Source organism: Amycolatopsis sp. lyj-90 (assembly GCF_046549035.1).
Taxonomy (GTDB): Bacteria; Actinomycetota; Actinomycetes; order Mycobacteriales; family Pseudonocardiaceae; genus Amycolatopsis.
The window spans coordinates 450805-474950 of sequence record NZ_JAJPWP010000008.1 but is presented as its reverse complement, the minus strand read 5'-3'; the positions used below and the strand labels follow the sequence as shown (position 1 = coordinate 474950).

Below are 24146 nucleotides of genomic sequence, written 5' to 3'. Positions count from 1 at the left end.
CTTGCTTACCGAGACGAAGGAAGGCCGCTCGTGACCGTCGCGCCACCCCGGCCCGACCCGTCCCCACCGGGAGCACCGGTGCGGCGGGCGATCACCGAAGTCCTTTCCCGGGCCGACCGGGCGTTCCGCCGGGTCACCACCGGCGCCGGGCTGACCATGCTGGGGATCCTCCTGGTCATCGGATTCTTCCTGGTGTATCGGTCCGGCCCGGCCTTCGACAACAGCGGCTTCGGCTTCTTCACCACGATCCGCTTCGACCCCGCCTCCGGCGTACTCGGCGTCCTGGGCCTGCTCTACGGCACGATCGTGGTCGCGCTCATCGCCGTCCTGATCGCCGTGCCGCTGAGCATCCTCGCGGCGCTGTTCATCACCGAGTACTCCAGCGGCCGGGTCCGCGGTTTCCTCACCGGCCTCGTCGACCTGCTCGCCGCCATCCCCAGCCTGTTGTACGGCCTGTGGGGATTCAGCTTCCTCGGACCGCAGATCGTCCCGGTTTCGGAGTGGCTGACCGAAAACCTCGGCTGGTTCCCCTTGTTCGAGTCCAAGGAGAACACGCTCTACATCCAGTCCATGTTCATCGCCGGACTGGTGGTCTCCCTGATGGTCCTCCCGATCACGACCTCGGTGATCCGTGAGGTGTTCGCGCAAACTCCCCCCGGCGAAAAGGAAGCGGCGCTCGCGCTGGGCAGCACCCGCTGGGGCATGGTCAAAACGGTCATGCTGCCGTTCGGCCGGGGCGGGATCATCGGCGGCTCGATGCTCGGGCTCGGCCGCGCGCTCGGCGAGACGATCGCCGTTTCCCTTTTGCTGCCCCAGGTTCCGGAGATCACGCAGCACGTCCTGCAGTTCGGCGGCGCGACCATCTCCGGGTTCATCGCCAACAACTCGGGCGCGTCTGGGCTGTACCTGTCCGGGCTGATGGCGGCGGGCCTGGTGCTGTTCCTCTTCACGCTGGCCACGAACTTCACCGCGTCGGTGATCATCTCGAAGAGCCGGTCCGGTGCGGGAGTGGATGCCTGATGACCACGACGACCACAACACTGACTCCCCCGGTCACGTCCGGCCCGCGCAAACTCGTCAAGCGCCGCCCGTCGGAGACCACGCGGCAGGACAGGCTGGCGGCGCTCGGCTGTGCGGTGTCGGCCACGCTGCTCACCTGGTTCGTCATGCACCTGCTGCTGGAATCCCCCGGCTGGCTGGCGGATCTGATCGTCGCCTACCTGCTGTACCTGGCGATGCTCTACCTGGTCACCCGCGACAGGCTGGGCAGGCTGGCCGCGTCGGACCGGATCGTCTCGACCGTCGTGGTCTCCGGAGCGCTCACGCTGCTCGTCCCGCTGCTGTTCCTGCTGACCTACATCGTCATCGAGGGCGCGCCCTACCTGCGGCTGGCCTTCTTCTCCCACGACATGTCCGCGGTCGCGCCGACCGATCCGGTCACCGCGACCGGCGGGCTGCACGCGGTGGTCGGCACCCTTCAGCAGACCGCGCTGACCCTGGTGTTCGTCGTCCCGCTGGGCCTGCTCACCGCGATCTTCCTCAACGAGACGCGGTCCCGGTTCCGCCGCCCGGTGCGGATCATGGTCGACGCGATGAGCGGCCTCCCGTCCATCGTGGCCGGCCTCTTCATCTACGCGGCGCTGATCATCCCCGGCATCCAGGCGGGCGTGGGACTGTTCAGCTACAACGGTTTGATGGCCACGTTGGCGTTGACGATGGTCATGCTGCCGACGGTGACGCGGACCGTGGACGTGGTGCTCCGGCTGGTGCCCGACGGCCTGCGCGAGGCGTCGCTGGCGCTCGGCGCGAGCCGGGCACGGACGGTGTGGTCGGTGGTCCTGCCCACCGCCCGTACCGGGGTCACCACCGCCGTCATCCTCGGCATCGCCAGGGTGGCCGGGGAAACGGCACCGCTGCTGTTCACCTCGTTCGGGTCGCTCGCGATGAACGCCAACCCGTTCTCCGCTCCGCAGGAGAGCATCCCGCTGTTCATCTACCGCTTCATCAAGCAGCCGCTGGAAAACGTCCAGCAGCGCGGCTACGTCGGCGCGCTCGTGCTGATCCTGCTCATCTTCAGCCTGTTCGCGATCGCCAGGTTCGTCGGGCGTGACCGATCGAAGCGCAAGGCCAAGAGTTCGAAGAAGACCTTGAGAACACAGGAGAACCGGTGACCGACACCACCGAATTGTCCGATGTGGACACCAGCAGGCCTCAGGTCGCCTTGACCGGCGGCCCGCCGCCCGGCGCGGCCGCACTCGAGTCGCGGGAGATCGGCGCCTGGTTCGGCGACCGGCTGGTCCTCGAAGGCGTGTCGTTGCGGATGCCCGCCAAAGAGGTGACCGCGCTGATCGGCCCGTCGGGCTGCGGCAAGTCGACCTTCCTGCGCATCCTCAACCGGATGCACGAACTCGTGCCGTCGGCGTCCCTGACCGGCGAAGTCCTGTTGGACGGCCAGGACATCTACGCTGACGGAACCCGGCCCCAGCAGGTCCGGCTGCGCATCGGCATGGTGTTCCAGAAGCCGAACCCGTTCCCGGCGATGTCCATCCGGGACAACGTGCTCGCCGGGCTCAAGCTCGCCGGCGTCAAATGCGACGACAAGAACGCGCTCGTGGAACAGAGTCTCGAACGCGCCGGGTTGTGGCGCGAGGTCCGTGACCGGCTGAGCTCCCCCGGCGGCGCCCTGTCCGGCGGACAGCAGCAGCGGCTCTGCATCGCCCGTTCTCTCGCGGTACAGCCGAACGTGCTCCTGATGGACGAGCCGTGCTCCGCTCTCGACCCGACGTCCACCCGGCGGATCGAGCAGACGATCGCCGAGATCGGGCACGAGGTGACCGTCGTGATCGTCACGCACAACATGCAGCAGGCACAACGGGTTTCGGATCACTGCGCGTTCTTCCTCGCGGCCGAGAACGAACCCGGCCGGGTGATCGAACACGGTCCGACGGACACGATCTTCAACGAGCCTTCGGACGAACGCACCTTCGACTACGTGAACGGGCGATTCGGATGAGGACGAAAGAGGCCTTGCGGCGGCTGGGCGTCTTGGGCGGCGTCTCGGCGCTGCTGTTGTCGCTCTCGGTGGCGGGAGCGCCCGGCGCGGCGGCGCTCAGCAGGGTCACCGGCTCCGGGTCCAGCTATGTCGGCGTCGCGATGACCGACTGGCAGAACGGCGCGACGTCGCGCGGTATCCCGGTCAACTATGCGGCCACCAACTCGCCCGCCGGGGTCAACCAGTACGGCGACCGCACGGTCGACTTCGGCGGGACCGAAGCCGAGGTCTCCTCGCTCCTCGCGGCGGGCGGCGGCGGGGTGACCGCGCAGACCCGCGGTTACCAGTACGTGCCGGACGTCGCCGGCGCCGTCGCCGTCATGTACAACGTGACCGACCAGGCCGGGAAGCGGGTCGACTACCTGCACCTCACGCGCGAGGTGATCGGCCGTATCTTCAGCCGGGACATCACCCGCTGGAGCGATCCGGCGATCACCGCGACCAACGGCGGGAAGTCGTTGCCGGACCAGCCCATCACGCTGGTGGGGCGGACCGGGCAGTCCGGGACGACGGCGTTGTTCTACGACTTCATCGCGTATGCGGCGCCCGACGCCTACCAGCGCTTCGTCTCCCGCAACGTCGGCAACGGGATGGGCAGCCTGCCCTCCGGGGTGCGCCCGATCCAGCTGCCCGAACGGGGACCGGACGCCGACTGGTACCGGCTGCTCGCGGACTCGGACCAGATCGCGCAGGCCATCGGCAAGGCGACCATCCCGTTCTCCGTCGCCTACGACGAATTCGCCTACGCGCAGCGCCACAACGTGCCGTCGGCGTGGGTGCAGAACGGCGCGGGCCAGTACACCCAGCCTTACGCGGAGAACATCGCTTCAGCACTGAAGTTCGCGGAGCTCCGCCCGGACCTCAGCCAGAAACTCGACAAGGTCTACTCGAACGCCGACCCGAAGACGTACCCGATTTCGGCGTATTCCTACATCATGATGCCCTGCACGACCGGCCGGGACACCTGCCGCGGCGGCTACGGCGACCAGGGCAAGACCGACACGATGACCGCGTTCCTCGAGCACGTCGCTTGCGACGGCCAGATCAACATGGCCAGGATCGGCTATTCGCCACTGCCGCCGAACCTGTCGCAGGAGATCATGAACTCCAACTCGCGGCTCACCGGACAACCGCCGAAACAGCTGAACGCGGGCAACTGCGGCAACCCGACCTTCCGCGGCAGCCTCGGCTCGGGTGCCACCAGCCCGCCCGACCCGCTGGTGACCGCGGGGATCCTCAACCCGAACGGCAAGCCCGCCGCCGGACCGGGCGGCTCCGGGCCGAGCAAGTCGGCGGGTCCGGCCACCGGCCCGGCCACCGGCGACAAGGTCACGACCGCGACGGCCGGTCCCGACGAGGAATCGGCGGGCGGCGGCTCGAAGAACTGGCGAGAGGCCGCACCGGCGGCTTATGACGAAGGCGGCTTCGGTGGCTTCGGCGGCTGGGCGGCGCTGGTGTTGTTCGTGGCGATCGTGACGCCGTTGGTGGTGCGCGGGGTGATCCGGAAGCTGCGGAGGGCCTGAGGGTCGTGAGTGGTAAGGACGGTTAGAACCGCCCTTACCACTCACGAGGTTCAGGGGAAGGTCAGCACGACCTTCCCGCGCCCGTGCCCGGTCTCGATCTCCCGATGGGCCGCCGCGGCCTCGCCGAACGGGTACGCCCGCCGCACCAGGAACCGCAGCTCCCCCTTGGCGTACAACGACGCCAGCATCCCCAGGCGCTCGGCCGACCGCGTCCCGGTGACCACCCGCGCTCCCGCCTCCGGCGCGCGGGCGTGGTCGACCAGGGTGAGCACGCGGTCCGGATTCCCGACCAGTTCCAGCGAAAGATCGAACGCGACCCCGCCCGCCCCGTCCAGCGCCGCGTCGATACCGGACGGCGCGAGGGCTCGCACCCGATCGGCGAGGCCATCGCCGTAGACCAGCGGCTCGGCGCCGAGCGAACGGACGTAGTCCTGGTTCGCCTCGCTCGCCGTGCCGATGACCCGCGCGCCGCGCAGCGCGGCGAGCTGGACCGCGGCCGTGCCCACCGCGCCCGCCGCCCCGTGGATCAGCAGCGTCTCGCCGCGGGCGACCCGCAGGCCGTCGAGTGCCAGGTACGCCGTCTGCGTTCCCGCCGTGAAGCCGCCCGCGACCTCCCACGGCATCTCCGCGGGCTTCGCCGTGACGTTCTCCGCGGGCACCACGATGTACTCGGCGTAGGCCTGAACGGCGGTGAAACCGAGCACCTCGGCCCCCGCGACGAGGCCGGTAACCCCGGAACCGACCTCGTCGACGACCCCGGCGAACTCGTTCCCCGGGACACGCGGCCAACGCAGCTCGAGCCCCGTGGGTTCCCAGCCCGCCCGAACGGCCGCGTCGTACGGTTGCACCCCCGCCGCCTTCACCCGCACCCGGACCTCCCCCGCCCCGGCGTGCGGCTCCTCCAGCTCCAGCACCCGCAGTACCTCCGGGCCACCGGCTTCCGTGAACGCGGCCGCTTTCATCTTGTTCCTCCAGTTCGTTCCCCAGCTGTCGGAACCCAGCCTCATCCCTCCAGTTAGCTGGAGGTCAAGAGTTGTCGGTGTGAGGTTCTAAGCTTCGAGCGTGACGAGCTACCGCATCTCCAGGGCAAGCGCTTCCGACGCCGACAGGGTCACGGCGCTGTTGCACGAATCCGCCGCCTACCAAGGGGAGTACGCGTCGATTCTCGAGGACTACCGGGTCACCGAGGACTACCTCGCCACGCATCCCGCGTTCGTCGCCCACGCGCAGCGCGACGTGATCGGCTTTTACAGCCTGATCGAGTATCCGGCGGAGCTGGACCTGCTGTTCGTCGCCGATTCCGCCCAGGGCACCGGCATCGGTGCATGGCTGGTCGAGCACCTGCTCGGGCAGGCCGCGGACCTCGGCATGACCGAGATCCGCGTCGTTTCCCACCCGCCCGCCACCGGGTTCTACGAGCGGATGGGCGCACGCCGCGTGGGTGTCGTCGCGCCCAGCCCGCCGAAGATCACCTGGGAGCGCCCGGAACTGGTCTTCGACGTCAAGCGTCCACCGCGCGACTGAACCGGCCGATCAGTTTGCGCAGGTGCCCGGCGAACTCCGGCGAGTCGACGACGTCGAAGTCGGTGTCGAGCATGCCCAGGTAGAGCGCCAGGTACTCCAGCGTGTCCGCGCCGGCTTTGAGCAGGCAGGTGCGCTCGTCGACGGCTTCGACCACGACGGCGGGCGGCACCTTGCTCGCGGCTTCGGCCGCCGGGGCGTGCAGCCGGATCGTCGCGTGGTGCCGCCACATGGCCGTGCCCAGACCGCGCTGGAGGTACTCGACCACGCCGCCTTCGGGAGGTTCGCGCTGCTCGAACCGTCGCCCGTGGGGAGTCCGCGGCCGCACCCGATCGGCGCGGAAAGTACGCCAGTCCTGCCTGTCGGCGTCCCAGCCGACGAGGTACCACCGGCGGCCCAGGTGCACGACACGGTGCGGTTCGACCTGCCGCCGCGTCTCGGATCCGTTGTGCCCCACGTAATCGAACCGCAGGGTCTCGCGGTCGCGGCAGGCGTTGGCGATGACCGAAAGCACCTCGGGATCGACCGTGGGGCCGTCTCCCCGCACAGCGAGCGTCGCGGAATTCAGCGCCTCGACACGGCGCCGCAGCCGTGAGGGCAGCACCTGCTCCAGTTTCGCCAGCGCGCGGACCGATGTCTCCTCGATCCCCGCGATGGTCCCGCCCGCGGCCGTCCGCAGGCCCATCGCCACCGCGACGGCCTCCTCGTCGTCGAGCAGCAACGGAGGCATCGCCGCACCCGCGCCCAGGCTGTACCCGCCGGAGACGCCGGGTGTGGCGTCGACCGGATAACCCAGTCCGCGAAGCCGCTCGACGTCGTTCCGGATGGTCCTGGTCGTGACGCCGAGCCGGCTCGCCAGTTCCGGGCCCGTCCAGACGCGTTTGGCCTGCATCAGCGACAGGAGTCGCAGCAGTCTCGCCGAAGTTTCCGCCATGGGTCCCACCTTGTCCGCAATCGCGGAACGAAGCTTTCCGCAATTGCTCCTAGCGTAGCCCTCATGAGCGAAATCAAGCCCTTCCGCATCGCGATCGACCAGGCCGATCTGGACGACCTCAACAACCGCCTGAGCCGCACCCGCTGGCCCCACGAGGTCACCGATGACTGGAGCCGAGGGGTCCCGGTCGCCTATCTCAAGGGGTTGGCCGAGTACTGGGCCGACGGCTTCGACTGGCGTGCCCAGGAGGCGGAACTGAACGAGTTCCCGCAGTTCACCACCGAGATCGACGGCCAGACCATCCACTTCCTGCATGTCCGCTCGGCGGCCCCGGACGCGCGGGCGGTGCTCCTCACGCACGGCTGGCCGAGCTCGCCGTTCGAATTCCGGAACGTCATCGACGAGCTGAGCGACGAATTCCACCTGGTCATCCCGTCGCTGCCCGGATACGGCTTCTCGACGCCGGTGCACGGGCCCGGCTGGGGCAACCTGTTCCGCGTCGCCCAGGCCTGGACCACGCTGATGGACCGCCTCGGTTACGAACGCTTCGGCGTCCACGGCACCGACGCCGGCGCCGGAGTCGCGGGCATCCTGTCGATGATCGCCGCGCACCGGGTGACCGGCGTCCATCTCACCGGCACCAGCGCCGGGACGCCGTTCGGCCCCGCCGTCGCCCTGGACGGCCTCGCGGAAAAGGACCGCGAACGCGGCGAGCGCTTCAACCGGTTCCAGGCCGACGGCCTCGGCTACCTGCAGATGCAGGCGACCCGGCCGCAGACGCTGGTCTATTCGCTGCACGACTCCCCCACCGGCCAGCTCGCGTGGATCGTGGAGAAGTTCGCCGAGTGGACCGATCCGGCCAAGGAACTGCCGGACGACGCCGTCGATCGCGATCACCTGCTGGCCCTGGTCAGCCTGTTCTGGTTCACCGGCGCGGGTGCCTCCTCGGCGCACGCCATGTACGAAGGCATGGAGGCCTACCGGCAGCTGTCGCAAGGCGGCTGGGACGAGGGCGGCGAGGCACCGGCCGGTCCCCCGCGCGGGATCGCCGTCTTCGCCGGGGACACCACGATCCGGAGTCTTCAGGACGGTCCGCTCGACCATTGGTCCGAGTACGCTACCGGTGGCCATTTCCCGGCGATGGAGGTACCGGAACTGTTCACCGAAGACCTTCGTACGTTCCTACGGAAGTGCGGCTGAAATGACGACGGAACGCCTGAGCGCGCGGGCGCTCAACCGCGCGACGCTGGCCCGGCAACTCCTGCTGGAGCGCTCCGCGCTGTCCGCCGTCCCCGCGATCGAGCATTTGGCAGGCCTCCAGGCGCAGGCACCCGACTCGTCCTACGTCGGCTTGTGGTCGCGACTGCGGGATTTCCAGGTGGACGAGCTGGCGAAACCGCTGGCCGCCCGCGAGGTCGTCCGGTCGACGTTGATGCGGGGAACCGTGCACCTGGTGACGACCGAAGACTGCCTCGCCCTGTGGCCGACCATCAAAACCGTGGTCGAACGCGGTTTCCTCGGTCACTACTCGCGGGAGGTCGCCGGTCTCGATCTCGCCGCGGTCACCGAAGCGGGCCGGGCGCTGCTGGCCGGGCGGCCCCGCACTCGCGCCGAGATCCGGACCGCGCTGGCGGACCGGTGGCCCGACGCCGACCAGCCCACCCTCGCCTACGCGGTCAACAGCCTTCTCCCTCTCGCGCACGTGACGCCGCGAGGGCTCTGGGGCCAGCAGGGACCGGTCGCGTTTTCCCTGCTGGACGAGTGGGTCGGCAAACCGGTCGAGGACGGTATCTCCCTCGACGATCTGGTGCTGCGCTACCTCACGGCGTTCGGCCCGGCGACCGTCCGCGACGCACAGGTCTGGTCGGGGCTCACCAAGCTCAAAGAGGTCTTCGAACGGCTCCGGCCGCGACTGCGCACTTTCACCGACACCGCGGGGAAGGAGCTGTTCGACCTCCCCGACGCGCCTCGGCCCGATCCCGAAACCCCGGCGCCCCCTCGGTTCCTGCCCGAGTACGACAACGTCCTGCTCTCCCACGCGGACCGCGTACGCCTGATCCCGGACGGCCGCCGCGTGCCGCTACCGCCGGGTCCCGGAGGCCGCCGGGGCACTTTGCTCGTCGACGGTGAATTCCTGGCCGTTTGGGAGATCAAAGGGGCGACCCTGACGATCGAGTCCCGGAAACCCTTGCGGGACAAGGATTCGATCACCGAAGAGGGGATGCGGCTGTTGGAATTCGTAGTGCCGGAACAGGGTCACGACGTCCGTTTCGGCATCGGCGGATAACGGTCCGGCCTTTTGCCGTAACGAAGGGCACCGTTCGGGCGAAGCATTGCCTCAAGGAGCCTGAAGGGAGCGGGCCATGGGCAAGAACTACGGATTCATGACGGTGCTGGCGGGGCTGAGCGCGCTCGCGGTCATCGCGGTGGCGGCGGTCATGCGATACCCGAACACGTCCGACGTCACGGCGGTGATCACCGCGGCGGGAACGGTGATCGGCACGGTGGTAGGCGCCTTCTTCGGCGTGAACGCGGCCTCGGCGGGACGCGTGAAGGCCGAGGAGAGCCGGGATCAGGCGACGGCGGCACTGGTGAAGGTCGCCGGCGAGGCGGACAGGGGCAGCGACGTCGCGAAGGCGGCGATGGAAGGCGTCAACTGAGCGCGTCGAGCAGGGCGAGGTCCGGCGGGACGAGGGTGGTGGAGAGCACCAGCTCCCGCAACAGGTTGTCGTTCAACGCGTTTCCGACCGGCTCGCCGACTTCTTCGCGCCGCAGGCCGTAAACGCCGCCTGCGGACAACCGCGCCCGGACGTCGATGACGAGGTGCTCGACACGGCGGCTCGTCCACGTTTCGTCGGGGCGGAGTTCGGCGAGCACCTCGGCCGTCTGCTGGCGGGACAACGGCTGCGGGTTGAGGTCGTGCAGCAGGTAGCGCTGCCCGAAGACGACCAGGACCAGGCGTTCCTCCGCGCTGAGGCGCCAACGGCGGGGCGGCACGGTGACGTCGCCGTGCCGGGTGGCGGGCTGCCCGCCGTCAGGACCGGCGATGTACAACTCGAGCAGGTGCTCCCGCTTGCCCGAGCCGCGGACGAACAGCGGCGTGTACCCGTCCGACAGGGGGATCGGGTCCTCACCCTGAGAGAGCCAGCGGGAGTTGGGCAGGCGGATGGGCAGCTGGCCGGTATTGCTGACCCACCATTGTCCGCCGGTGAAGTTCAGGTGCCCGTGCCTGCGGCTGACCCGCAGATCGTTCTCCCCCACACAGACGTCGACCTGCGGCCGGTTGCGCCCGAAAGAGATCTCGCCGCCCTCATCGGGGTCGACGGACACGCCGCCCGCGAGCGTGAGGGCGAACACCGCGCCGGGGGCCGACCGGGGCACGCCGAGCGCCAGGCTTTCGTGCGCCATCGTGAGCCGCTTCATCGTGCCTCCTCCTGCTCCCCGGCAGTATGAAAGTCGCCGCCGGGGAGGGGTCCCCGCGCATCGCTTTACGTTAAGCATATGTCTACTCAGCGTGTGGCCGGCTTCCTGCTCGTGTCCGCCGCGGCCCTGGCCGGTTGCGGATCCGACACCCAGCCCGCTTCGCCACCGTCTGTTTCTTCACCCGCTCCCGTGTCCTCGCCTTCACCGTCACCTTCGCCGTCTTCGTCTTCGGTCGCTCCGCCGCCGTCGTCGGGTGTCGCCCACCCGGACGGTCCGCTGGTAGCGGCGCAGGGCACCGACCTGAAGTCGTGCCGGGACGGCGACTGCGAAGTCATCCTGAAGCCGAAGGACAAGATCGCCTTCGAAGCGCGGCTGCGCGTCACCTACATCGCGGTCGATTCCGTGTCGGACGACGGTGTCACCCTCTCGGCCGCCCTCCCCAGCGGCGCACGAGCGTCCTTCAGCGGCAGCGCCGGCCGGACGAACGGGATCAGCTACACGGTGAGCGCGGTCAAGGAGGGCAAGGCGGTCGTGAAGTTCACGCCCGAGGCCTGATCCGACGGAAATCCGTACCCTGGAGACCATGATTGACTTCTCCAAGGACACCGTCTTCAAGCTCACGCCATGCAAGCCGAAGGACATCGCGCCGACGGTGCAGCCGATCATCATCCCAGGGGAAGAGATCATCTCGTCGTTCAAGGCGGTGCGCGACTTCGTGGTGTTCACGAACAAGCGGCTGATCGCGGTGAACGTCCAGGGCATGACGGGCAAGAAGAAGGACTTCACTTCGCTGCCCTACAACAGGATCCAGGCATTCTCGATCGAAACCGCGGGCACGTTCGATCTGGACGCGGAGCTGGACCTGTGGTTCAGCGGGCTGGGGAACGTGCGGCTGGAGTTCCGGGGCTCGGACATCCGGGCGATCGGCCAGCTGATCGCTTCCCACACCCTCTAGCCTCTCGGCGCGTTTAGTCGACTACTTGCGCTCGGGGGCTGCGGGTGGACTTGGGTCCGGTTGGTCGTGAGTGGCGATTCGGGTTAGAACCCTATTTGCCACTCACGACCCCGACTGCGCCTTCCTGCCCCGCCAAAGCGATGCGGCGCGTGAGCCGTAAGGACGGTTAGAGCGGTCCCGTATCTGCCTGCCCATGCCGGACCAGCCAAGGTTTGACGATGTAGGAATAGGGACGTTCAGCGTCCCAATTCCTACATCGTCACGAGGCCACTCCTGCCCCGGGGTCTTGATCATCGGAGGATCGGGGACGTTGAGTGTCCCCGATCCTCCGTTGATCAAGGTCCCACCCAGTCGAGTGGGGAGGATTTGAGACGTTGAACGTCTCAAATCCTCCCCACTCGCTCCCTTGCCGCAGCACCATCCCGGCCCCCGAGGCTTCAAGGCGACGCCTCGATCGGCGGGTAGGCAAATACGATTTCCTTAGAGCTGTCCTTACCACTCACGCGGCACTACATGTTGATCTTTTGATGCCGGGGTTTCGCTGACCTCGCGATGATCGCTGATTTGGCCGCTGACCTGCGCGGATAGGGCTGGACACTTCTCGCGTGTTCTCACCCCTACCCGACGTCTGACGGCCTGGAGACGGCCTGGCACTCGCCCACTCCTCCTCCATCTCCCCGATACGAAGCCATCCACGCGGCCGTTGCGTCGGGTCAAGGCACGTTTTCCCGCCTTGACGCGGCGTGACGGCCGTTGTGACGATCTGACATCGGGGCGATGGCTCCGCGTAACAGCTGTCAGTCCTCTTGCGACATTGCGGGCACGAATGTCTCAGCGAGGAGGCCGACGTGCTCTTTGGCGTACCTGCGCGCCGCTGGCGGTGGCTGCACCTGTCCACGGCTTCAGCGGGCGCGCCGCCCGGCCGGTGGGCGGAGCGGAGCGGCAGCCCGCCGTGTCGGGCAAGGTGCGCCCGCAGGCGTGACGCGGACGCAAGGTGACCAGCGCGCCGCCGACGGCGGCGCGCCTTGATCCCATAGAGCCAAGTTCGGCAACGACTAGGAAATTTCAATGACCGAAGATGAACGTTGGCTGCTTCTACGGCAAGTACCAGCTGACCGCGCACGTAACATCCAGGCTGAACTGACAGTTATTCGACAAATTCCACCTGTCGAACAGGAAGAGATATTCTCAAAGATAAAACTGATCCACAAGTATTTCTCATCATGGCAGTGGGCCAAAGTGGTAAACGCTGCAAATTCATTCATGCAAATCGTATATGACGCCGCCAATATTTCAAATAAGTCCTCGCATATAATCAATGATGCCGATGTCAGAAAAGCCAATCTTGCCATTCGCGAAACCGCGCGAACTATAGTCGAATGGCTAGATTCCTGCCACGCGATGGCCACTGCAAGAGACAATGAGGTCCTTCAGCACGCTCTCTCTCAAGCCGAATCCTCGACGAGCCCAATAGCTAACCTTCAGAAGATTCACGCAAGCAATGCCGAAAACATTGTTGAATTTAACATTGAATCGCTTACGCCATTTACTTTTACGGCAACCCTCTCCGATGCGGCTCGACGGGTAGCCGAAATAGAGCATCCACAAGACGCTGTGCAGTTTTTGCATGCCGCGATGAGAACGTTAGAGCTAGTTGCAGAAGCAGAGCTAATAGCACAGAAGGAGAGCCTTCTGGACTGTTGCAGACACTTCCGACAGCTACAGCTCGACTGCCTGTACGGAATCGCTATTCTCTCAAAAGAGAGCGATATTGTAGATATGACCACAGGCGGCGGCTCCGTGAGCCTTACTCAGTTACCACTTGCTGGGGCAGAGTTGGTAATGTCTAACGTTCGAAGAGCAAGCGAATCTCTGGCCGTACGGTCAGGGCAAGCTAGAGAACAAGCCCTTCACGGATTTGTGCCATCAGCCATGAAACCCCAGGCTTCGGAATTGCCACATGAAGACATTATCGAGAACCGTGCACAGGCTGAAGAATCAGCCATTCCCTTGCAAACAAATGAATCACAGCTGACCGAGCCGATAGACCTTGCCCTACTCGCCTCCGAAACACGGAAATTACCAGAAGAAATTGAACGGAGATGGTCTCAATCACTAGGAGTCACTTTAGCGGAAGATCATCACAAGTTGTACCGCAGGATCCAAAGCTATATTTCAGCTGCCGGGTCTATTTTGGCAAATAGTAGCGATGCTTTCGAGAAAGCGCACGCCGGCCAGTCGGTTACAAGTTTTCCACCCAGCGTCGAGGTAATTACCGCGATCGCCAACGACGTCACCGAAGGGTCTTCTACATCAGGAAAACTAACCGCAGAAATCTACGCGCTTTTCTACTTGAAGAGCGCGCTCGCTTCTCTTGCCAATCCAGCGGCTTCCAGCGTCACACTTAACGACGGGAAGACTGAGTCCTGGTGGGCATCTGGAGCCTTCAGTAACGCTCAGAAGCTCGTAGATTCGATGACACAGCTAAGCAACGAGCTAGCCGCCACAAAGATAGAAACAGCCAAAGAACACATCAAGATTGACGCAGTATACGAATCCTGGCGCTTCTACGCACAGAAGGCCCAGCAGGAGATACGGTCTGGCTCAATCGAGAGTTCAGTAGTGCATTGCAGCAGAGCAGCAAACCTCTGGTCTAGAGAAGTTGCAGAACTGGACAAGAAGGATTTTCGACGCTCGCGACGTCACGACCTGCGCGACGCGATCGATTTAGTTCACACGATCGCTAATTCGATCGCATCCGGAGAAAAATTCTCGCTTGCAACGTTATGGTGCATTGCAGGGTTCTGGAACGACCTTTTCATGCGTTGGATGTCCGAAGAGATGGAGATGCTTCACAAGAATATTCAGGAATGGCAACTCACCCACCCAGACCAGGAGGGAGAATGAATAACGAAGCGAAGCTATTCGAAGATCCATTCGGATCTACCTCAAGCCAACTTATCGGATGGACGCGATCCCTTTCTATCGGATCAATCAACATCTCATCCGCCGTAATCGAGTCGAACTTTAGCAGTGCGATAAATGATCGCCCGAAAGCCTCAATAAGGTTGCGCGCCGCACACCCGACTATTCCGTATGTTGACTGGCGAGCACCTGTATCTGCGTCAATTATCGAGAATGGACAGCCGCAGCCTCTCTTTATTGGAAATATAATCAAAGTTGACCGCGACGGCGACGAGATACTTTTAGAATGCTCAACGGCCGCTTATTTTTCCGATGTTCTACTAGGGTTATACACAGCCACCAGGAATGCCGGCACCGACCTGATCTATGCCACAGCCAGAGATGGCGGCACTCCTGGCGATATGATCAACATCGACATGACTGGTGTACCTTACGAAACTTTCGAGGTTGTTATACCAATATCAGGAATAAGTAAGCTTGCCGAGCCATTCCGGCAAGGAAATGTACTATTCACGTCCGAAAGAGAATTTCTGCGCGAGGCAAACAAATTTAATCATGCACCGCTCATGGAGAAGATTGAGAAGTCGGAGGTATTTGCAGTAGCATACCAGGCCGAACTTCGAATGTACGACGCAGAAAAATCTGCCCTGACCCAAGTTTTGACCGCCCTCGCTTGGCTTACCACTCGGTCACACTATTCTTTGGCAGTCCTCCCCGACGAGTGCACCCCAGCCTGGTCTCGTTCCACAGCTTCAGCTCGAATATCGTGCGCCCCCCTTGCTTACGTACGCGGACTACTAAGTGGACGTAGTTGGCTACGAGAAACAGCCACTCGGAAACATGAGAACCCACTTGACCTCGACGACAGCAAACTTATGCTCAGGCACCCCGGCAATCTTGGCACTCCTAGTCAACGCGCAAGGCAGGCTCTTTACGCTTACACCCGAGCAGTGCATGAGGTAGACGCACCAAGTCGAGTTACTCTCATCTGGGAAGCAATTGAGTTCTACGCAGGAAAAACGGATATACCCGAGAAGTTCTCAAAGGCCGAACTGAAGAAAATTAGGAGATCCGTTCCTAAAGATTTAAGCAAAAGTCAAATTTCGCGCATTAACGACCTTGTCGGAATGCTTAACTCAGCACCCTTGCTTGCACGCCTTCGCGCACAAATTGCTTCAGACGGCATCCCAATGACCGAAGAAGAGTTTCAGATTCTTGCAAATCTAAGAGCGTTGCGCAACGACCTTGTCCATGGACGAGTCACGGGAGTCGGACCTGCTGGCGACGAGATCGAGCACGGCCTAGCCCTGGTAGCTAGAATGATAACTTACTGGGTAGCGAGAGCCCATTAACTAAAGCGAGCGTCAGCACAGTCCAATAAGCCGTGCTCAATTCGCAACAAGATCGATGGATGAATATGCAGATCGCCGATGGCTGAGACAGGAGCCCATAATACCTCTTTACTTTCCGAGCTTTCTCGCAACGCTCCAGCGATTTTACGCGCACGAAAGCAGATTGAAAACTCTTGCCGCACCTCGCCATCGTCGTAAGCGATGACATGGCTGGGATTCGAGTACAGCCCGACAACCCCGGTCACCTCGCACTCGATCCCAGTCTCCTCCCGAATCTCCCGCACAGCGGCCTGCGACAAGGTCTCCCCAAGTTCAAGCTGCCCACCAGGGATCGAGTACAGGTCGTTGTCCGTCCGCCGGATCATGAGGATCCGACCCTCCTCGTCCTGGATGAACGCGGACACCGCGACCGCGATGCTGTTCGCCTTCGGAGCGTTCGGGTCGTTGTAGTAGTCGACGCGTGCCATGGGTGGCCTCCTAGAAGGTGGCGGGCTTGGCGAGGTTCCAGACGGCTTCGAAGCTCTCCGAGTAAGTCTCGAAGAGGTCCCCGGCCGAGAGCCGACGCAGATGGAGCGACGGAGTATGGGCTCCCTGGACACCGTAGACGTGCGTGTTGATGATCATTTCGTCGTCGAAGCGGAAGATCGAGTTGTAGAGCGTGGTGTTGTGGAAGCGCATCTCCACCCCGTCGACGCCGACCAGCGGCCGATAGGACGCCAGCGCGTTGCGGATGCGCGCCGGTAGCGTCCCGTCGCCTAGCTGCTCCTCGTCGCCGCGCAGAGCGACACTCTCCCCCTCGGGATCTCCGAAGATCAGCCGAATCTTGGCCCCCGCCCGCGCTTTGGCAGTCAGATCCTTGATGAACCGCGGGCGCTCCACCAGGAACAGCGCAGCGTGGACCAGCACCTCGACGGTGTCCGACGCGTCCTTGATCAGCCGGTCCCACAGCTCGACCGGGATGGCGTTGCGGTGCGGAAACACGCGCACGACCTCAGCGGCGGCCGTCTCGGCCCTGCGCTCCGGCGCCACCGAGTCCGGCCAAAGGTAGGTCTCGGACTCGCGCGTCATCGCGGCGATCTTGTGGCGGTGCTTCGGATACGGCGTGCGGCCCTGAGTGATCCACCGTTCCACGGTCTTCTGATCGACCCCGGTGGCGTCGGCGATCTGTTCCAGCGAAAGACCGTTGCGCAGCAGGGCGTCCCGCAGGCGTTCGTTCGGCATCCGCCCTCCCAGGGACATGTAGGGACGTCTTCGACGGTACCAAGGACGTCCCGAGATGTCCTGCCAAGAGGTGATCACGTCCCGGGGACTGATGGAGAATCGCGGCAACGAGGAGGTGATCGATGAATCAGCCACAGACCCTCCGCGATGCACATGCGGTCGCGACGTCCCGGCGTCCTCGACCGGACGCGGGCATGTCGGACTGGCTGAAGTTCCACCAGGTCAACGCACGCATGTACCGCGAAGTGTCCGAGGTGGACCGGTGGCACCACCACGAACTCAAGTACTGGGTGGGTTACGAAGAACGCAAGGCCGAGGAGATAGCCGCGCGAATCCGGTCGGCAACGGCCTGACCGCACGGACTCGTGAGTGGTAGGGACGGTTAGAGCCGTCCTTACCACTCACGAGGGCCGCTTACATGTTGATCATGTGTCCAGCGAGACCGTGGACGGCTTCCTTGACCGCTTCCCCCAGCGTCGGGTGAGCGTGCACGTTCCGCGAAATCTCGTGCACCGTGAGGTCCCACTGCTGCGCCAAAGTCAGCTCCGGCAGCAGTTCGGTCACCTCAGGCCCGATCAGGTGCGCCCCCAAAAGCTCACCATGCGAAGCGTCGCTCAGGATCTTCACGAAGCCGACTGCCTCGCCGAGGCCGTGCGCCTTTCCGTTGGCGGTGAAGGGGAACTTCGCCACCTGGACGTCGAAGCCCTTTTCGCGGGCCTGTTCTTCGGTCCAGCCGAAGCTGGCGATCTGCGGCTGGCAGTAGGTCGCGCGCGGGATCATCACGAAGTCGAGTTCCATGGTCTCGGCGCCCGCGATGGTCTCGGCGGCGACGACGCCCATGGACTCGGACGCGTGCGCGAGCATCAGTTTCGCGGTGACGTCGCCGATCGCGAAGATGTGCGGGACGTTCGTGCGGCCGCGCGAGTCGATGGCGATGGCGCCGCGGTCGGTCAGCTCGACGCCGGTCTTGTCCAGGCCATATCCCTCGGTCCGCGGCTGGAAACCGATGGCCTGCAACACCTTGTCCGCTTCCAGGACGCGCTGCTCGCCGTTCTTCGACACGGTCACGAGGACCTGCTCGCCGGTGTCGTCGATCGTCTCGACCTTGGTGGAGGTCAAGACCTCGATGCCGAGCTTCCGGTAGCGGCGGGCCAGTTCGGCGGAGACCTCGGCGTCTTCGAGCGGGACCATGCGGTCGAGGTATTCGACGATGGTCACCTTCACGCCGTAGTTGTGCAGCACGTAGGCGAATTCGACGCCGATCGCGCCCGCGCCGGCGATGACGATGCTCTCCGGCAGTTCGTTTTCCATGATCTGCTGTTCGTAGGTGACCACGCGGTCGCTGCGCGTGGTGCCCGGCAGCAGGCGCGCGGTGGCGCCGGTGGCGATCACGCAATTGTCGAAGGTGATCCGCTCGCCGTTGACCTCGATGGTGTTGGCGTCGAGGAAGGTGCCGTGCCCGTCGTACTCGGTGATCTTGTTCTTCTTCATCAGGTAGTGCACGCCCTTGACGCGACCGTCCGCGACCTTGCGGCTGCGGTCGAAGGCGGCCTGGTAGTCGAAGGTGACCTTCCCTTCGACCTGGATCCCGAAGGACTTCGCCTCTTTGGTCACGATGTGCGCGAGTTCGGCGTTGCGCAGCAGTGCCTTCGAGGGGATACAGCCGACGTTGAGGCAGACTCCGCCCCAGTATTTCTCCTCCACGACCGCCGCGCTCAGCCCCAGTTGCGACGCCCGGATGGCCGCCACGTAACCGCCGACCCCGGCGCCCAGAACAACGACGTCATAGTGTGCGCTCATACTTCGAAACCTACCCCTCACCGGGACCGTCCGAAGGGTGAGACTGCCTACTCAGGCGGGCGGCCGGGAGCCCCGGATCTCGACCAGCAGCTCGGTCACCGCGGCCATGATCCGCTCGGTCGCCTCCTCCAGCACCTCGCGCGACGGCGAGGATGTCATGAGGTCCGAGAGGTCCACCGGCGGACCCGCGATCAGGTTCACCGTCTTGCGGGGGAAGCCGCGCGGGAGGACGGCGTCCGACGGCAGCAGGTGGTGCGTGCCCCAGTTCGCCAGCGGGATCACCGGGACCCCGGTCTCCAGCGCGATCCGCGCGATTCCGGTCTTGCCGCGCATGGGCCACCCGTCCGGGTGATCCGTGAAGGTCGCCTCCGGGAAGATGACGACGCATTCACCCTCACGCACGGCACTCACGGCGTCGCGATACGCGCCCGACGCCGTGGGCGCCCCGCGGTAGACCGGGATGTGCTTGCCCGAGCGCATCACCGAGCCGACGACCGGCGCGTCCCACAGGCTCGCCTTCGCCAGGTAGCGCGGCACGCGGCCGTGGGCGAGGCAGTACGCCGTCACCGTCGTCGGATCGGCGAACGAGAGGTGGTTCGACGCGACCAGGAAGCCGCCCGACGCGGGCAGGTGCTCCCCGCCGCGCACCCGGAACCGGGTGAACAGCACCAGGAACGGCCACACGACGTTGATCGCGAGGCTGAACCAGAACCCCCGGCCGGCGCGGGCGAAGCGCCGGCCGAAGGCGATCATCTGGCGGAACGTCAGCAAGTCACCCGAAACGGGGCTCAGTGCGGTCCAGCGTTCACGGGGTCTCAGCGCCATGGACGTAATTCGTAGCCGAACCCGCCCCGGTTCGGCCGGAACAACGCGCGAACGCGGCGCGGATCACACGCGTTCGAGCACCACCACGGGGATCTCACGGTCGGTCTTCTTCGCGTACTCGTTGTAATCCGGCCAGACCGCGGCGAGCTTCTCCCACAGCTTCGCGCGCTCCTCGCCCTCGAGGGTCCGGGCCCGCGCGGTGAACTTGTCCGCCTTGACCTGGGCCTTGACCTCGGGGTTCGCCTGCAGGTTCTTGTACCAGCCCGGGTCCTCCGGTGCCCCGCCCTTGGAGGCCACGATGACCGGGTTGTTCTCGTCGTCGAACTGGTAGATCAGCGCGAACTTGCGGTCCTCGCCGGTCTTGCGGCCCTTGGTGGTGAGGACGAGACAAGGCGCGCCCTTCTCCCAGTCGTGGCCCACCTCGCCGTCGGTCTCTTCGTAGCGACGGACGTGCTCGTCACCGAAAAGCATGTCTGGGTTCCTCTCCTCGTCCTGGGGTGTACCGGCGCCCTGCCAGTCTGACGCGAACCGGTCGGTCGCGCTGATCAACTCGTGCAGGGTGCCGGGTTCGTCGAACGCGTGACCCGAGTCGCCGACCATCACCAGTTCCGCGCCCGGCAGCACCTGGCTGAGCTCCCAAGCGGTGATGGCCGGGGTGACCACGTCGTAGCGTCCCTGGACGAGAACGCACGGGACGCCCCGGAGCTTCCCGGCGCCGCGCAGCAGCTGGTCTTCGGCCAGCCAGCCGCCGTGCCGGAAATAGTGGTTCTCGATCCTCGCGATCGCGAGGGCGAACGACGGATCGCTGAACGCGTCGATCACGTCGGCCTGCGGGCGCAGTTTGACCGTTTCGCCTTCCCAGCGGCTCCACGCGATCGCGGCGGGCCCGTGCACCGAAGGGTCCGGATGGTGCAGCAGTTCGTGATACACCTCGATCAGGTTGTCCTGACGGCGTGAAAACGGCACCGGGGCCAGGAACCGCGACCACGCCTCGGGGAACAAGAACGCCGCTCCCCCGCCGAAAAGCCACTGCAGTTCCTTCACCCGCAACGTGGCCACGCCGCGCAGAACGAGTTCCGTGACCCGTCCGGGATGCGTTTCCGCGTAGGTCAGCCCGAGCACACTCCCCCACGAGCCGCCGAAGACCATCCAGTGTTCGATGTCGAGATGCTCGCGCAACCGCTCGATGTCGGCGACGAGGTGCCACGTCGTGTTGACCGAAAGATCCGCTTCCGGGGTGGCGCAGTTCGGGGTGCTGCGCCCGCAGCCGCGCTGGTCGAAAAGGACGATCCGGTACCGGTCGGGATCGAACAGTCTGCGATGTCTCGGGATCGAACCACTTCCGGGGCCACCGTGCAGGAAGATCACGGGTTTGCCCTCGGGATCGCCGCATTCCTCCCAATAGATCTCATTGCCGTCACCGACGGGCAACATCCCTTGGACGTAAGGTTCGATTTCCGGGTAAAGGCCGAGCATGTCCGCCACTATGCCCCAAACGTCAGCTTGGAGGATCGATGAAGGCCCGTCCCCACGTGACGCTGGAAGATGTGGCGCGCACCGCGGCCGTGTCGCTCGCGACAGCGTCCCGCGTACTCAACGGCACCGCCACCGTCCGGGGAGATCTCCGCGAACGGGTGATCGCCGCGGCGGCCGAACTCTCGTACACCCCCAATGCCCACGCTCAGGCCCTGGCCGGTGGCTCACAACCCACCGTCGGGGTGATCTGCCATGACGTCGGCGACCCGTATTTCGCCGCGATCGCGGGCGGGGTCATGCGGGTGGCGAGCGAGAACGACCTCCTGGTGATGCTCGCGAGCACGTTCCGTGATCCGGCCAAGGAGGTCGCGTACGTCTCCACGCTGCGCGCCCAACGCGCCTCGGCCATCCTGCTGATCGGTTCCGCCTTCGAGGACAAGGCGTGGGAAAAGGCGATGGCCGCCGAACTCGAGCCGTACCGGCGCGGCGGCGGGCACGTCGCCGCGGTCAGCAGGCACCGCGGGCTCAAGGTGGACACCGTCCAGCCCGACAATCGCGGTGGCGGCGCCGAACTGGCGAAAGCCCTGCTGGACCTGGGGCACCGGCGGTTCGCGGTACTCGCCGGGCCGAGGAGCCTGACCACCGTTGTCGACAGGCTCGACGGCTTCGCGGCGGAACTGCTGGAGCACGGCGTCGAACTCCGCGAGGACGACGTCGCGGAAGCCGCGTTCACCCGTGACGGTGGCTACGAAGCGATGGAGAAGGTGCTCGCCCGGCCGCGGAAGCAGTGGCCGACGTGCGTGTTCGCGGTGACCGACGTGATGGCGATCGGCGCGATGGCGGCACTGCGCGACGGGGGCGTCTCCGTACCCGGCGAGATGTCGATCGCCGGTTTCGACGACATCCCGGTAGTGCGCGATCTCACGCCCGCGCTGAGCACCGTGGCGTTGCCGCTGGAGAAGCTGGGCGAACGGGCCATGGACCTGGCACTCAAGGCCTCGCCCGGCACCCGGCCGCGCGTGGTGCGCATGTCCGGCGAGGTCGTCCTGCGCCGCAGCACCGCTTCCCCCGCTCGCTGAAACCCTTGTGTGCGGTCCACGCGGTGACTTACCGTGGCACGAGAAAGCGCTTTCTCACCCCCGCGCCACGGAGACCCGATGACCTTGATCGCCCTGCCCACCGCCGACGGCGGACTGGCGGAGTGGACGCCGCAAGGGGCGGAAACGCCCGCGAAACCGGCATCACCGCCGACCTCCCGGATCGCCTACGCGGCCGCACACGTGGTGGCCGACCCGTTCGCCGCCGCCGATCCCGAAGAGGGCGCGGTACTGGATTGGGACACGACGCTCGCCTTCCGCGAGCACCTGTGGTCCTGCGGTCTCGGCGTGGCCGAGGCGATGGACACCGCGCAGCGCGGGATGGGCCTGGACTGGGACACCACCAAGGACCTGATCCGGCGCACCGGCGCGCTCGCCGCGGGACGACCGTGGGTCGCTGGGGTCGGCACCGACCAGCTTCCCGGCGGCGACGCGACCGCGGAGTCCATTGTGGACGCCTGGCGCGAGCAGCTGGACATCGTCGGCGAAGCCGGGGCGATCCCGGTCGTGATGGCCAGCCGCGCGCTCGCGGCGTCGGCGTCCGGTCCCGAAGATTACCATGCCGCGTACGGGAAACTGCTCTCCGGCGCGGACCGCCCGGTCCTGCTGCACTGGCTGGGCGAGCAGTTCGATCCGGCGCTGGCAGGCTACTGGGGACACGGCGACGTCCGTGAGGCCGCCAAGGAACTGGGCAGGCTTTGCACCGAACACGCCGGCGTCATCGCGGGGGTCAAGGTTTCGGTGCTCGACGCGTCGATCGAGACCGAGTTCCGCCGCGCGCTGCCCGAGGGCGTCGCCTGCTACACCGGAGACGACTTCAACTACCCCGAACTGATCGCCGGGGACGAACAGGGCCACAGCGAAGCACTTCTGGGCATCTTCGACGCCGTCGCGCAGGTCGCGGGTGCCGCGCTCGCCCGGCTCGACGAAGGCGACCAGGCCGGTTTCCACGGCCTGCTCGACCCGACGGTCGCGCTCTCCAGGGCGATCTTCCGGGCGCCCACCAGGAACTACAAGACCGGCGTCGTCTTCCTCGCCTACCTCAACGGGCACCAAGAGCACTTCCGGATGGTGGCGGGCCGCGAATCGGCGCGGTCCATCACGCATCTGGCCGAACTGCTGCGCCTGGCCGACGCCGCCGGGGTGCTCGCCGACCCGGACCTCGCCGTCGCGAGGATGCGGCCGCTGCTGGCCGCGGCGGGGGTGGCCTGATGGACCGGTTGAGCCTGAACCAGATCACCACCAAGGCGTGGTCGCTGCCGGAGGCCGTGGCGGGGTGCGCCGAGGCGGGCGTCCGCTGGATCGGCCTGTGGCGGGACAAGGTCGCCGAGACCGGCGTCGAGGAAACCGCCCGACTGCTCAAGGAGTACGACGTCGGCGTGTCGTCGTTGTGCCGCGGCGGTTTCTTCACCGGGATCACCCCGGAAGGGTCCCCTGTGAACGGTGTCGCGCAGACACGGGAGGCGATCGACGAAGCCGCCGCGCTGGGTGCGGAGGTCCTCGTCCTGGTCGTCGGCGGGGTGAACGGCGACCTGACGTCGTCGCGGCAGCGGGTCGCGGACGCGGTCGGCGAACTGGCGCCGTACGCCGGTGAGCGCGGCGTCCGGCTCGGTCTGGAACCGCTGCATCCCATGCAGTGCGCGGAACGTTCGGTCCTGTCCACTGTGGATCAGGCGCTGGCGATCGCACTGGAGCATCCGGCCGACCAGGTCGGCGTGATCGTCGACGAGTTCCACGTGTGGTGGGATCCGCGGATCGAGGAGTCGATCGCCGCGGCGGCCGGGCGGATCGCCGGATTCCACGTCTGCGACCAGAAGGTGCCGTTGACCGACACCCTGCTCGGCCGCGCGCTGCCCGGTGACGGCCCGATCGACCACCGGCACCTGAAGGCCTGTGTCGCGGCCGCCGGATACACCGGGCCCATCGAGGTCGAGGTGTTCGACGCCGAGCTCTGGCGCCGTCCCGGTGGCGAAGTCCTCGCGGAGACCGTCAAGGCCTATCGGGATCACGTTTCCTGACGAAAGTAAGGGTCGTCCGCTGCC

At 65.7% G+C, this 24146-nt stretch carries 24 protein-coding genes; 16 read left to right on the top strand and 8 right to left on the bottom strand.

Annotation, left to right across the window (positions count from 1 at the left end; translation table 11 throughout):
• The first annotated feature begins 30 nt into the window (after window positions 1–30).
• From pstC to ACLJPX_RS31045, 4 genes are read left to right on the top strand one after another with little or no spacing between them, the layout of a single operon-like run.
• Window positions 31–1020 (top strand): phosphate ABC transporter permease subunit PstC, encoded by a 990-nt coding sequence (gene pstC, locus ACLJPX_RS31060; protein WP_410604037.1) that lies wholly within the window; start codon window positions 31–33, stop codon window positions 1018–1020.
• Window positions 1020–2171 (top strand): phosphate ABC transporter permease PstA, encoded by a 1152-nt coding sequence (pstA, locus tag ACLJPX_RS31055; protein WP_410604036.1) that lies wholly within the window; start codon window positions 1020–1022, stop codon window positions 2169–2171. The genes pstC and pstA overlap by 1 nt, the downstream gene beginning before the upstream one ends.
• Before the next feature lie 23 nt (window positions 2172–2194).
• Window positions 2195–3013: a phosphate ABC transporter ATP-binding protein gene (locus tag ACLJPX_RS31050; protein WP_410604066.1), complete on the top strand. Its 819-nt coding sequence runs from the start codon at window positions 2195–2197 to the stop codon at window positions 3011–3013.
• Window positions 3010–4575 (top strand): substrate-binding domain-containing protein, encoded by a 1566-nt coding sequence (locus ACLJPX_RS31045; protein ID WP_410604035.1) that lies wholly within the window; start codon window positions 3010–3012, stop codon window positions 4573–4575. Before ACLJPX_RS31050 ends, ACLJPX_RS31045 begins: the two co-directional genes overlap by 4 nt.
• A 50-nt stretch (window positions 4576–4625) precedes the next feature.
• Here the strand turns inward: ACLJPX_RS31045 and ACLJPX_RS31040 are convergent, their stop codons facing one another.
• Window positions 4626–5537: an NADP-dependent oxidoreductase gene (locus ACLJPX_RS31040; RefSeq protein ID WP_410604034.1), complete on the bottom strand. Its 912-nt coding sequence runs from the start codon at window positions 5535–5537 to the stop codon at window positions 4626–4628.
• A gap of 100 nt (window positions 5538–5637) precedes the next feature.
• Here ACLJPX_RS31040 and ACLJPX_RS31035 point away from each other — a divergent pair, with 100 nt between their 5' ends.
• Window positions 5638–6099: a GNAT family N-acetyltransferase gene (locus ACLJPX_RS31035; RefSeq protein ID WP_410604033.1), complete on the top strand. Its 462-nt coding sequence runs from the start codon at window positions 5638–5640 to the stop codon at window positions 6097–6099.
• Here the strand turns inward: ACLJPX_RS31035 and ACLJPX_RS31030 are convergent.
• Window positions 6077–7030 (bottom strand): helix-turn-helix transcriptional regulator, encoded by a 954-nt coding sequence (locus ACLJPX_RS31030; RefSeq protein WP_410604032.1) that lies wholly within the window; start codon window positions 7028–7030, stop codon window positions 6077–6079. The genes ACLJPX_RS31035 and ACLJPX_RS31030 overlap by 23 nt on opposite strands.
• Before the next feature lie 63 nt (window positions 7031–7093).
• Between ACLJPX_RS31030 and ACLJPX_RS31025 the strand changes: the two genes are divergently transcribed.
• The 3 genes from ACLJPX_RS31025 (at window position 7094) to ACLJPX_RS31015 (ending at window position 9690) form a co-directional block, all read left to right on the top strand.
• The gene (locus ACLJPX_RS31025) at window positions 7094–8230 is read left to right on the top strand and encodes an epoxide hydrolase family protein (RefSeq protein ID WP_410604031.1); all 1137 of its coding nucleotides are present in this window, start codon (window positions 7094–7096) and stop codon (window positions 8228–8230) included.
• Between the two features lies 1 nt (window position 8231).
• Window positions 8232–9317, top strand: coding sequence for a winged helix DNA-binding domain-containing protein (locus ACLJPX_RS31020; RefSeq protein ID WP_410604030.1), 1086 nt, complete (start codon window positions 8232–8234; stop codon window positions 9315–9317).
• A gap of 76 nt (window positions 9318–9393) precedes the next feature.
• The gene (locus ACLJPX_RS31015) at window positions 9394–9690 is read left to right on the top strand and encodes a hypothetical protein (protein ID WP_101605833.1); all 297 of its coding nucleotides are present in this window, start codon (window positions 9394–9396) and stop codon (window positions 9688–9690) included.
• On the opposite strand, the gene ACLJPX_RS31010 is transcribed toward ACLJPX_RS31015, so the two are convergent.
• The gene (locus ACLJPX_RS31010) at window positions 9683–10453 is read right to left on the bottom strand and encodes a hypothetical protein (RefSeq protein WP_101605832.1); all 771 of its coding nucleotides are present in this window, start codon (window positions 10451–10453) and stop codon (window positions 9683–9685) included. The genes ACLJPX_RS31015 and ACLJPX_RS31010 overlap by 8 nt on opposite strands.
• A gap of 78 nt (window positions 10454–10531) precedes the next feature.
• Here ACLJPX_RS31010 and ACLJPX_RS31005 point away from each other — a divergent pair, with 78 nt between their 5' ends.
• The 4 genes from ACLJPX_RS31005 to ACLJPX_RS30990 all read left to right on the top strand — a co-directional run bounded on the left by ACLJPX_RS31005 (window position 10532) and on the right by ACLJPX_RS30990 (window position 15685).
• Window positions 10532–11008 carry a hypothetical protein gene (locus ACLJPX_RS31005; protein WP_410604029.1) on the top strand — a complete coding sequence of 159 codons (477 nt, stop codon included), beginning with the start codon at window positions 10532–10534 and terminating at the stop codon, window positions 11006–11008.
• A 28-nt stretch (window positions 11009–11036) separates the two neighbouring features.
• On the top strand, window positions 11037–11408 hold the full coding sequence (locus ACLJPX_RS31000) for a PH domain-containing protein (RefSeq protein WP_101605830.1): 372 nt from the start codon (window positions 11037–11039) through the stop codon (window positions 11406–11408).
• A gap of 1068 nt (window positions 11409–12476) precedes the next feature.
• Window positions 12477–14315 carry a hypothetical protein gene (locus tag ACLJPX_RS30995; RefSeq protein WP_410604028.1) on the top strand — a complete coding sequence of 613 codons (1839 nt, stop codon included), beginning with the start codon at window positions 12477–12479 and terminating at the stop codon, window positions 14313–14315.
• Window positions 14312–15685 carry a hypothetical protein gene (locus ACLJPX_RS30990; protein ID WP_410604027.1) on the top strand — a complete coding sequence of 458 codons (1374 nt, stop codon included), beginning with the start codon at window positions 14312–14314 and terminating at the stop codon, window positions 15683–15685. The genes ACLJPX_RS30995 and ACLJPX_RS30990 overlap by 4 nt, the downstream gene beginning before the upstream one ends.
• Here ACLJPX_RS30990 and ACLJPX_RS30985 read toward each other — a convergent pair.
• Complete coding sequence (locus ACLJPX_RS30985) at window positions 15682–16152, bottom strand: NUDIX hydrolase (RefSeq protein ID WP_410604026.1); 471 nt, start codon at window positions 16150–16152, stop codon at window positions 15682–15684. The two genes, ACLJPX_RS30990 and ACLJPX_RS30985, sit on opposite strands and share 4 nt — an antisense overlap.
• A gap of 10 nt (window positions 16153–16162) precedes the next feature.
• Window positions 16163–16906 carry a DUF5919 domain-containing protein gene (locus tag ACLJPX_RS30980; protein ID WP_410604025.1) on the bottom strand — a complete coding sequence of 248 codons (744 nt, stop codon included), beginning with the start codon at window positions 16904–16906 and terminating at the stop codon, window positions 16163–16165.
• 122 nt (window positions 16907–17028) lie between these two features.
• Here ACLJPX_RS30980 and ACLJPX_RS30975 point away from each other — a divergent pair, with 122 nt between their 5' ends.
• Window positions 17029–17259, top strand: coding sequence for an AMED_5909 family protein (locus tag ACLJPX_RS30975; protein WP_410604024.1), 231 nt, complete (start codon window positions 17029–17031; stop codon window positions 17257–17259).
• A 61-nt stretch (window positions 17260–17320) separates the two neighbouring features.
• On the opposite strand, the gene lpdA is transcribed toward ACLJPX_RS30975, so the two are convergent.
• The 3 genes from lpdA to pip form a co-directional block, all read right to left on the bottom strand.
• Complete coding sequence (gene lpdA, locus ACLJPX_RS30970) at window positions 17321–18706, bottom strand: dihydrolipoyl dehydrogenase (RefSeq protein WP_410604023.1); 1386 nt, start codon at window positions 18704–18706, stop codon at window positions 17321–17323.
• Between the two features lie 51 nt (window positions 18707–18757).
• Window positions 18758–19531 (bottom strand): lysophospholipid acyltransferase family protein, encoded by a 774-nt coding sequence (locus tag ACLJPX_RS30965; protein WP_410604022.1) that lies wholly within the window; start codon window positions 19529–19531, stop codon window positions 18758–18760.
• Between the two features lie 63 nt (window positions 19532–19594).
• Entirely contained in the window at window positions 19595–21007 is a 1413-nt protein-coding gene (gene pip, locus ACLJPX_RS30960) for a prolyl aminopeptidase (RefSeq protein WP_410604021.1), read from the bottom strand.
• Between the two features lie 38 nt (window positions 21008–21045).
• Between pip and ACLJPX_RS30955 the strand changes: the two genes are divergently transcribed.
• The 3 genes from ACLJPX_RS30955 (at window position 21046) to ACLJPX_RS30945 (ending at window position 24122) form a co-directional block, all read left to right on the top strand.
• Window positions 21046–22086 carry a LacI family DNA-binding transcriptional regulator gene (locus tag ACLJPX_RS30955; protein WP_410604020.1) on the top strand — a complete coding sequence of 347 codons (1041 nt, stop codon included), beginning with the start codon at window positions 21046–21048 and terminating at the stop codon, window positions 22084–22086.
• Between the two features lie 78 nt (window positions 22087–22164).
• Complete coding sequence (locus ACLJPX_RS30950) at window positions 22165–23316, top strand: dihydrodipicolinate synthase family protein (protein WP_410604019.1); 1152 nt, start codon at window positions 22165–22167, stop codon at window positions 23314–23316.
• Complete coding sequence (locus ACLJPX_RS30945; protein ID WP_410604018.1) at window positions 23316–24122, top strand: sugar phosphate isomerase/epimerase family protein; 807 nt, start codon at window positions 23316–23318, stop codon at window positions 24120–24122. The genes ACLJPX_RS30950 and ACLJPX_RS30945 overlap by 1 nt, the downstream gene beginning before the upstream one ends.
• The last annotated feature ends 24 nt before the right edge of the window (window positions 24123–24146 follow it).